The 9,724-nt window shown below is 73.9% G+C and carries 9 protein-coding genes; 3 read left to right on the top strand and 6 right to left on the bottom strand.

What is annotated here, in order from left to right; all coding sequences use genetic code 11:
• Both FNH04_RS34060 and FNH04_RS34065 read right to left on the bottom strand, forming a co-directional pair.
• Positions 1-257 (bottom strand): (2Fe-2S)-binding protein (locus FNH04_RS34060; protein ID WP_152789710.1); only part of this gene is annotated, 257 nt, incomplete at its 3' end.
• Positions 257-1,144, bottom strand: coding sequence for an FAD binding domain-containing protein (locus FNH04_RS34065; RefSeq protein ID WP_152789711.1), 888 nt, complete (start codon positions 1,142-1,144; stop codon positions 257-259). The genes FNH04_RS34060 and FNH04_RS34065, both read right to left, overlap by 1 nt.
• Positions 1,145-1,546: 402 nt before the next feature.
• Here FNH04_RS34065 and FNH04_RS34070 point away from each other — a divergent pair, with 402 nt between their 5' ends.
• Both FNH04_RS34070 and FNH04_RS34075 read left to right on the top strand, forming a co-directional pair.
• Entirely contained in the window at positions 1,547-3,331 is a 1,785-nt protein-coding gene (locus tag FNH04_RS34070; RefSeq protein WP_152789716.1) for a PucR family transcriptional regulator ligand-binding domain-containing protein, read from the top strand.
• A 225-nt stretch (positions 3,332-3,556) separates the two neighbouring features.
• Positions 3,557-4,330, top strand: coding sequence for a hypothetical protein (locus FNH04_RS34075; protein WP_322724650.1), 774 nt, complete (start codon positions 3,557-3,559; stop codon positions 4,328-4,330).
• Positions 4,331-4,436: 106 nt separating this feature from the next.
• Here FNH04_RS34075 and FNH04_RS34080 read toward each other — a convergent pair whose 3' ends face one another.
• The 4 genes from FNH04_RS34080 to FNH04_RS48125 form a co-directional block, all read right to left on the bottom strand.
• Positions 4,437-5,225 (bottom strand): GntR family transcriptional regulator, encoded by a 789-nt coding sequence (locus FNH04_RS34080; protein ID WP_407704150.1) that lies wholly within the window; start codon positions 5,223-5,225, stop codon positions 4,437-4,439.
• Positions 5,226-5,606: 381 nt separating this feature from the next.
• Complete coding sequence (locus FNH04_RS34085; protein ID WP_322724652.1) at positions 5,607-7,151, bottom strand: AAA family ATPase; 1,545 nt, start codon at positions 7,149-7,151, stop codon at positions 5,607-5,609.
• A complete protein-coding gene (locus tag FNH04_RS34090; RefSeq protein WP_152789713.1) occupies positions 7,148-7,744 on the bottom strand; it encodes a 4Fe-4S single cluster domain-containing protein in 597 nt (198 codons plus the stop codon). The genes FNH04_RS34085 and FNH04_RS34090 overlap by 4 nt, the downstream gene beginning before the upstream one ends.
• The gene (locus FNH04_RS48125; protein ID WP_228031779.1) at positions 7,735-7,947 is read right to left on the bottom strand and encodes a DUF2997 domain-containing protein; all 213 of its coding nucleotides are present in this window, start codon (positions 7,945-7,947) and stop codon (positions 7,735-7,737) included. The genes FNH04_RS34090 and FNH04_RS48125 overlap by 10 nt, the downstream gene beginning before the upstream one ends.
• 271 nt (positions 7,948-8,218) lie before the next feature.
• Between FNH04_RS48125 and FNH04_RS34100 the strand changes: the two genes are divergently transcribed.
• A partial coding sequence (locus FNH04_RS34100) for a PAS domain-containing protein (protein ID WP_152789715.1) occupies positions 8,219-9,724 on the top strand: 1,506 nt, incomplete at its 3' end.

Genomic DNA, 9,724 nt, shown 5'->3' on the forward strand with positions numbered 1-9,724 from the left:
GCCCGCCGCTTCGCGTACTCGGCCAGCCCCTCCACCGTGACGACCTCGCGCCCCTCGACCTGCCCGGCCGCGACCAGGCAGGAGCACACCGGCACCCCGTCGAGCCGCACGGTGCACGACCCGCACTCGCCCTGCTCACAGGCGTTCTTCGATCCCGGCAGCCCCAGCCGCTCCCTCAGCACGTACAGCAGGGACTCGCCCTCCCACACGTCGTCGGCCTCCTGCGGACTGCCGTTGACCGTGAAGTTGACGCGCATTACGCGGCTCCCTCCGAGACGCGGGTGCCGCGGTACGACTCCCAGGTCCACATCAGCGTCCGGCGGGCCATGACACCGACCGCGTGGCGGCGGTAGCTCGCGGTGCCCCGGACGTCGTCGATCGGGTTGCAGGCGGCGGCGCACAGGTCGGCGAACCGCCTGGCGACGGACGGGGTGATGATCCTGCCGCTGTCCCAGAAGCCGCCCTCCTCCAGCGCCGCGTCCAGGAACTCCTCCGCGACCTTCGCGCGGACCGGGGTCGGGGCGGCCGAGCCGATGCCCGTACGGACCGTACGGGTCTGAGGGTGCAGCGCGAGGCCGAAGGCGCAGACGGCGATCACCATCGCGTTCCGCGTGCCGACCTTCGAGTACTGCTGCGGGCCGTCCGCCTTCTTGATGTGGACGGCGCGGATCAGCTCGTCGGGGGCGAGCGCGTTGCGCTTCACGCCGGTGTAGAACTCGTCGATCGGGATGCGCCGGGAGCCCCGTACGGACTCCGCCTCGACCTCGGCGCCCGCCGCGAGGAGGGCCGGGTGGGCGTCGCCGGCCGGGGAGGCGGTCCCGAGGTTGCCGCCCACTCCGCCTCGGTTGCGGATCTGCGGGGAGGCGACCGTGTGGGAGGCGAGGGCGAGCCCCGGCAACTCGGCGCGCAGGTTCTCGATGATCCTCGTGTACGGCACCGAGGCGCCGAGCCGCACGCTGTCCTCGCCGACCTCCCACTCGTAGAGGTCGCCGACGCGGTTCAGGTCGAGGAGGTACTCGGGGCGGCGGTGGTCGAAGTTGATCTCGACCATCACGTCGGTACCGCCCGCGATGGGCACGGCGGTGGGGTGCTCGGCCTTCGCGGCGAGCGCCTCCTCCCAGCTGGCGGGGCGTAGGAAGTCCATGACCGGCTCTCTCTGCGGGCTCGGGGACGTCGGTTCGAGCCAGACGGACGCGGGCGGCCCGGCTCGTGGAGGAGCTGTCCACGAGGGACGAGATCAGTAGACAGCGCCGCACTCCGCCCAGGTCAGTCACGGAAAACATGAAGGAGTTGGCTGGCCAGGGCGATCGTCTTGTAGATTCATATGAACCGAGGCCCTGGGTAACCTCTCCGTTTCCCCCCGGAAACAGTGAGCACATCCACGAGCACGGGGTGCCGGCCCGACGGCCGGAAACCACCGTTCCTCGGGTCACGCGGGGGCGCCCGGGGAACAAGGGACACCCCCATGCCGGGCCTCACCCTGACCGAACACGGGTTCCGGGACACACCACACGGAAGACACGACGAGAACGGCGGGCGAAGAGAGATGCGGCTGCGGGCACTGCTGGACACCGACGCGCTGGGTCTGCGGCTGCTCGGTGGCGAGAACGAGCTGGACCGCACCCTGCGCGGCGTGATGACCACGGACCTGCGGGACCCCAGCCGCTATCTCGCGGGCGGTGAGCTGGTGCTCACGGGCCTCGCCTGGCGCCGTGACGCCTCGGACTCCGAGCCCTTCGTGCGGATCCTGGTGGGCGCCGGGGTCGCCGCGCTCGCCGCCGGTGAGGCCGAGCTGGGGGACGTACCGGAGGACCTGGTCGTGGCGTGCGCCCGGCACCGGCTGCCGCTGTTCGCCGTCAACGAGTCGGTGGCCTTCGCGACGATCACCGAGCACGTCGTACGTCGGGTGTCGGGCGAGCGGGCCGGGGACCTGGCGGCCGTGGTGGACCGGCACCGCCGGATGATGACCTCGGGACCCGCGGGCGGCGGCCCGGACGTGGTCCTGGACCTGCTGGGCACCGACCTGGACCTGCGGGCCTGGGTGCTCTCGCCCACCGGGCGGCTCATCGCGAGCCCGAAGGCCGGCGGCCAGGCGCTGTCCTCCGACGTGTGCGCCCGGCTGGCCGCCGAGCACCTGGCGGCCACCCGGGCCGGCCGGCGCGGACCGCACCGGGTGACCGTGGGCACGACGACGTACTCGCTCTTCCCGGTCCGCAGCTGGGGACACCGCCCGTCGGCGGCAGGAGAGGGCCGGGGCACGGGCGCCGCCCGGGACGTGCGCGAGACGGTGCTCTCCGAGTGGCTGCTCGCCGTCGCGGCGGACGCCGGGGACTGGGCCGAGGAGCGGCTCGACCTGCTGCAGGGGGTCACCCAGCTGATCGCGGTCGAGCGGGACCGGCGGGACGCGGCCCGTACGGTACGGCGGCGGCTCGCCCAGGAGGTGCTGGAGCTGGTGCAGGCGGGCGCCGCCCCCGCCGAGATCGCGGCCCGGCTGCGGGTGGCGGCCCCCGTGCTGCTGCCCGGCCTGGGCGCGGCGCCACACTGGCAGGTGGTCGTGGGCCGCGTGGAGTGGGACGAGGGCGGGAACGGGCCCGAGGGACCCTCGGCCGACGGTGGCGGCGGGCGGCGCGCCGGAAGGATCGAGTGCGGCCCGATCACGCAGGCGCTGCTGGAGGAGGTGCTCGTCGCCCCTCACCCGAGTTCGTCGAGCGCGGTGTACCCCCACCCGGCCGGGCCCGAGCACGCCGACCGTATCGCCGTGGCCCACACGGGGGACGAGGCGATCGCCCTCGTTCCGCTCCCCGCGGTCTCCTCCGAGCACGACGGCTCCGAGTCCGGGATACTCGCCGACGCCCTCCTGGAGTCCGTACGCGACCCGCTGACGGCGGGCCTCGGCGACGACGGGCGGCTCACACTGGGCGTCAGTGCCGCGGTGCACTCGGCCGAGGGACTGCGCGGGGCACTGGAGGAGGCACGGCACGCGCGCAGAGTGGCGGCCGCGCGCCCCGGCCGGGTCTGCGCGGCCGGCCACCAGGAGCTGGCCTCGCACGTGCTCCTGCTCCCCTTCGTCCCGGACGACGTACGCCGCGCTTTCACGGCCCGTCTGCTGGACCCGCTGCGCGACTACGACCGCCGCCACCGCGCCGAGCTGATCCCCACCCTGGAGGCGTTCCTCGACTGCGACGGCTCCTGGACGCGCTGCGCCACGCGGCTCCACCTGCACGTCAACACACTGCGGTACCGGGTGGGCCGGATCGAGCAGCTGACGGGCCGCGATCTGTCCCGCCTGGAGGACAAACTGGACTTCTTCCTGGCGCTGCGCATGAGTTGAGGTCACGGAACCGTGGGGTGGTCCTCGGCGCCGCCGGCTGCGGCATCGAGGTCGTATCCGGCCTGACGGCGCGGGACCGGTGACAAGGCCCCGAGGGCTCACTGACGGGCTGCGCGAGTTTAGCGCAAGTGAAAACTTTCACACACCCTCTTGGCCAGACGCTGTGATCCGTGCTGAGATGCCGCCACCACTCAACAGCTCGAAGGCGCGCTCGGGGAGGGCAACGTGGCGCATCCCGCCATGTCTGGTACCGGAACGACCGCAGGTGACGATCCACTCCAGACCGCGGTATGGCGGCTGCGCTCGCGCGCCTGCTGGGCCGACGCGGCGGCACTGCTCCAGCCGGTCACACCGTCGGCCTCGCTCCAGCGGGCCTCGCTCCTCGTGGAGCGCTGCCTGTACACCGAGCGGGGCTGGGAGGAGGCCGAGGACGCTCTGCGCACGGCCGAGGCACAGGCCCGGACCGATGACGAGCGGGGCGCCGCGGCCTGTGAGCGCGGCCAGCTGGCGTACGCGGCCACGCTGTTGCACGTCCGGGACCGGGCCGACGAGGCACGGGCGGCGCTCGGCCGGGCGGCGGCCCTGATCGCGCCGGGCGCTGCGGGCCGGGCCCTGCTGGACTTCCGCCGGGGTCTGATCGCGGAGAACCTGGCCCACTCCCCCCAGGCCGCCCGCGCCGCGTACCGCCGCGCCCACGCGGGCGCCACCGCCCACGGCGATCTGCTGCTGCTCTCCTTCACCTGGCGCCACCTCGCCGGACTCGCCCTGCGCGAGGGCGAGTCGGCCGAGGCCCGGCACGGCTTCGCGGAGTCCCTGCGCATCCGCGAGGAGCTGGGCTACCTGGTCGGCACGGCCCCGGCCCTGGCGTCCCTCGCGGACGCGGAGACGGAGCCTGAGGCGTCCCGGCTGAGGGCGGAGGCGGGACGTCTGTTCCGGCTGCTCGGAGGGGTGCCGACCTGGCTGGAGGAGCAGTTGGCCCCACCGGCCGCGACGGCCTGAGGGGCACCCGCGCCCCTTTCTGGGGCGCGGGGAACTCCGCGGTCGGCCGAGGACGCCCCCCGGCCGGGCATCGGCCGAAAGCCCCGCGGCGCTCCCCGCAGAGCGCTCACCCTCCGGCGAAGTGCTTCTGCAACAGCGCCTGTACGGCGTTCAGGTCCTGCGCCGCCAGCGCGTCCAGCAGCGCCAGGTGCACGGCCGCGTCGGCCATCAGCCCGGTACGGCCGCGCCCCACCGGTTCGCCGCCCAGCGGCCACTGCGCACGCCGGTGCAGATCCTCCGCGATACGCACCAGCTGCTCGTTGCCGGCGAGGCCCAGCACCGCGCGGTGGAAGGCGCGGTCGGCCTCGGCGTACGTCGCCCGGCAGCCGGACGCCGCCGCCCGGGCCGTCTCCTCCGCGAGGGGCCTCAGCTCGGTCCAGCGTGCGGCGGGCAGGGTGCGGGCCAGGCGCAGCACCACGGGGATCTCGATCAGCGCCCGGATCTCGGCGAGTTCGGCCAGCTCGCGGGCGCCGCGCTCGACGACGCGGAAGCCGCGGTTGGGTACGACCTCGACGGCGCCCTCCAGGGCGAGTTGCTGCATGGCCTCCCGTACGGGCGTCGCGGACACGCCGAAGCGCTCGCCCAGCGCGGGCCCCGAGTAGACCTCGCCCGGGGTGAGCTCGCCTGCCACCAGTGCGGCGCGCAGGGCGTCGAGGATCTGTCCGCGGACGGAGGCCCGCTGCACGACCGGGCGCCCCTCCCCCAAGGGCCGTTCGGCCACGCGGGGGCGCGGGATGGGCGGCTCGCCGTGGGTGTGCTCCCCCCGGGCCGTGTCGGCGTCCCGCGCCGGACGTACGGCGCCCGCGGCGAGCCCGCGCTCCCGGTTCACGTCCGCCACCCTCGGCTGGTGCGGCACGCGGGCGGGCCGGGCGAGGCCCTCCGGGGCCAGCGCCCCGGTGTCCAGGACGACCTGGCGCAGTTCCGGGTCTCCGGTGGCGTGCCAGCGCTCGGCGATCACCTCGCCGGCGTCCTTCCGCCGTGGGTGACCGCCGTCCCGCGCGGTTCCCGACAGCAGGGCCACCGCCTGCGGATCACCCTCCAGCAGTACGGCGCCGGAGAGCCGCCGCCAGGCTCCGCGCGCCCGGAAGCCCCACCACGACGTGGCGTTCCCCCGTGCGGACACCCGCAGCCAGCGCCGGGCCCGCCGTTCACTCACCACCGGTCTGCTCCCCCCTGCGGACCTGCCTGTCCTCCGTTTTACCCGTCCACCCGTTTAGCCGCTTACTCGTTTTTCTGGTTACGCCAGTTCCAGCCGCACCTGTGCCTCGGCCGCCCGTTCGGCCTCGGCGAAGGAGGCGGACTGCGCCCGCCCGTCGCGCAGCCAAGCCCGCAGGTTCTCGATGGACTCCCGCTGGGAGCGGCTGAGCGGGACCAGCCGCCCGATCGCCTCGGCGAGGTCCCCGGTGGTGATGTCCCGGTCCTCGGCGAACGCCCGGTACATGGCGTCCACGACGGCCTGCTCCAGCTCGGCGCCCACACAGCCGTCGGAGAGCCGCGCCAGCTGTGCCGTGTCGAAGCGGCCGGGGTCACGGCGCCGCTTGCGCAGATGGACGTGGAGGATCTCGCGGCGCTCGGTCTCGGTCGGCAGGTCCAGGAAGAAGACCTCGTCGAAGCGGCCGCGGCGCAGCATCTCCGGAGGGAGCGCGGCCACGTCGTTGGCGGTGGCGACGACGAAGACCGGCTTGGTCTTCTCCTGCATCCAGGTGAGGAGCGTGCCCAGTACGCGCTGCGACGTCCCCGAGTCGCCGCCCCCGCCGACGGCGAACGACTTCTCCAGTTCGTCGACCCACAGCACACAGGGCGCCACGGTCTCGGCCAGCGTCAGCGCCTGGCGGATCCGTTCCTCGGACTCGCCGACCAGCGATCCGAAGACCGCGCCGACGTCCAGGCGCAGCAGCGGCAGCTGCCACATGCCCCCGATCATCTTGGCGGTCAGGCTCTTCCCGGTCCCCGGGATGCCGATGAGCGCGAGTCCCTTCGGCGCGGGCAGCCCGTACGCCGCCGCCTCGTCGCCGAAGGCGCGCTCGCGCAGGGTGAGCCAGCGCTTCAGCGCCTCAAGACCGCCGATGTCGTCGGGGGTCTCCTCCGGCGCGGTGAACTCCAGGGCCCGCGAGGCGGCGATGACCGCCTTCTTCTCGGCCAGTACGGCGCCGATGTCCCGGTCGTCGAGGACCTGGTCGCGCACGATCGCCTTGGCGAAGGCCCGCCGCGCCTGGGTGGAGGTGAGCCCCAGCGCCGCCTGGGCGAGCCGGGCCATGCCGTGGACGGTCAGCTCGGAGCGGATGCCGCCGCCGGTCGAGGTGATCATGCGGTCCAACTCGGCACGCAGGGCCTCGGCGTCCGGCAGCGGCAGGTCCAGGACCACGGCGTCGTCGCTGAGTTCCCGGGGCACATCGCGTACGGGCGTGGTGACCACCAGCGAGGACCCGGTGTACACCAGCTCGTGCGCCAGGTTGCGCACCTTGCGCCGTACGACCGGGCTCTTGGACCAGAACTCGTGGAAGTCCTTCAGCACGTACAGGTCGCGCTTCTTGGGCGCGGCCCTCACCATCTCGCCGATCTTCTCCAGCGCCTTCTCGGGGGTCGGCGCCTGGGGCATGCTCCGCCCGGCCGCCGACCGGAAACCGTCGGCGATGTCCCAGCTCACGAGGTCCGCGGAGGAGTCCCGCGCCGCACGCGCCGCGTCCAGCACCGTGAGCGCGCGCTGCTCCTCCACCGTGACCAGCACCAGGAGCGGGACACGGGCCCGCAGATACAGGCCGATGTCGTTCTCGATGGTCACCGCGGACCGCCCTCCCACCTGTGCATGCCTGTCAGGGTGACCGAGCCGTCCGCACCGATCACGAACTCCGCCTCGGGTACGCCGGCGAGGTCGGCGGCCGTGTACCGGCCGGTCAGCGCCCAGTACTCCTTGTTGGACGAGCCGCGCAGCCCGGATCCCAGCCGCAGCCGCTCGTTGTACCGCCCGGCGATCACCAGGTCCGCGTCGGCGACCGCAGCCGCACGGCGCGCGTCGCCCTCCACCTCGGCGCGGGTGAACCCCGTCAGGACGATGATGCCGAGGTCCGTACGGCGCCGGATCGCGGCGCAGAACGCCCCGGTCGCCTCCGGCTGCTCCAGGGGCTCTCCGCCCGTCAGGGTCACGCCCTCGATGCCGTCGGTGGCGAGCACCTCGCCGACCACGTCCGCGACCCGCCGTACGTCGGCCCCCTCGGGGGCATGGGTGTCCGGGTTGAAGCAGCCGGCGCAGGCCAGGCCGCATCCCTGGCTCCACACCACGAAACGGACGCCCGGGCCGTTCGCCTCACTGCGGGCGAGTGTCGAATGGAGCCGCCACCGGGGACCGGCGGCGGCCGGGCCGCCCACTACTGCCATAGCCGGTCGTGGTGCTCCTCGCCGGTTTCGACGTACGCCTCGGCGGTGAGCTCCTGCGCCTCCACCTCGCCGCCCAGCCGGGCGACCAGGTCCTGGGTGTCGGCCAGGCACGCCATGCCCTCCACACCCTGGAGGTGCATCTCGACCCGGCCGTCCGTCCGGATCGTCACTTCGATGATCTCGTCCGCCAACTCGCCCCCCAAGTTCGGCTTCTGACCATGAATGACCAGCAATATAGCCTTCCCCCGGGGACGCGTCAGCAGTTCCGCACGACCTGGTGGGGGCCGTGAGCGCTCGTGTGTGCCGCGCCGGGCCGGGTCGTCGACGCGTTCAGGTTTTGGGCCGGAATAAGGTGAAAAGCCAAAAAACTGGAGATACCGACCATGTGGGGCCTTGAGCACCGGGGCGGCACGTACTCCGAGCGGTGAGAGCCCCGGCGAGGTGGACAGCCCAGCGAGAGCGAGATGAGCGGCCATGGAGCGGCCCGTCATCGGCGGTCAGGCAGTGGGTACCGGCCCGTACGCCCCCGGTGGGGCGCTGACCGCGCGCGCCACCGTCGACGCACACGGCACCGTGACCGGGTGGAGCGAGGGCGCCGAGCGGCTGCTCGGGTACGCGCCCGCGCAGATCCTCGGCCGGCCCGCGGTCTCCCTGCTCGCGGAGGAGCCCGCGGCGAGCGACCTCCCGCCCCTCGCGGAGCTGCCGAGGTGGCACGGCACACTCGCTCTCCGGCACCGCGACGGCCGCCGCCTGGAGGCCAGGGTCCTGGCCCACCACAGGACACCGGGCGACGGGGCGGACGGCGGCACGGGCGACGGGGCCGGGGCCGACGGCAGGACGGACGGCGGGGCGGACGACACGGCCGGCGACTGGCTCCTGGTCACCACCGTGACCGGCTCGCGGCCCCGCCCTGACGACGAACTGCTCGTACGGCTGGGTCTCCTCGACTCCCCGTGCTGCGCGACCTCGGTGTACGACACCGACCTGCGCTTCCGCGGGTCCAACCGGTCCGGTCAGGGCGCCCTGGGCCTGAGCAACGACGACCTGCGCGGGCTGCGGATGACGGACGTGCTCGACGCGCCCGTGGCCGAGGAGATCGAGCGGCGGATGCTGCGGGCCCTGGAGACCGGCGAGCCGCAGTACATGGAGAACCACGCGCGCGCCCCCGGCGAGAGCCGTGACCACGCCTGGTCGGTCGACCTCTACCGGCTTCAGGGCCCGGACGGCCGTGTCCTGGGCGTGGCCTCCACCGGGCACGACATGACGGACCACTACTGGGCCCGCAAGCGCCTCCAGCTGATCGCCGAGGCGGGCAAGCGCATCGGCACCACGCTCGACGTGACGCGGACGGCACAGGAACTCGCGGACGTGGCGGTCCCCGACCTCGCCGACTTCATCAGCGTGGACCTCCTGGCGTCCCTCGGCGACGGGGGCACCCCGGACGCGGCCGGGGCGGTGGGGGAGAACGGGCGCCTCCCGGGGGCGGGCCGCTCCCTCGTCCTGCGGCGCATCGCCCACCAGTCCGTGAATCCGGGGGTCCCCGAGGCGGTCGTCGAGCCCGGCGGGGTGGACACGTACCCGGTGGGCTCCCCGCCCGCGGAGAGCCTGCGGTCGGGGCAGGCCGTTCTGTACCAGGTCACCGAGCCCGCGGTCACCGAGTGGGTGGCCGAGGACCCGCTCAGGACCTCCCGCATCCGCGAGTTCGGCTTCCACTCGATGATGGCCGTGCCCCTGTCGGCGCGCGGCACCACCCTGGGCGTCGCCGTCTTCGCCCGGCACCGGCACCCCGAGCCGTTCCAGCGGGACGACCTGATGCTGGCCGAGGAACTGGCGGCCCGGGCGGCGGTCTCCATCGACAACGCCCTGCGCTACACCCGCGAACGCGCCACGGCCGTCACGCTGCAGCGCAGCCTGCTGCCGCAGAGCCTGCCCGAGCAGGTCGCGGTGGAGGTCGCCTCCCGCTACCTCCCGGCCGGGGCC

It is taken from the genome of Streptomyces phyllanthi, assembly GCF_009377205.1.
Taxonomy (GTDB): domain Bacteria; phylum Actinomycetota; class Actinomycetes; order Streptomycetales; family Streptomycetaceae; genus Streptomyces; species Streptomyces phyllanthi.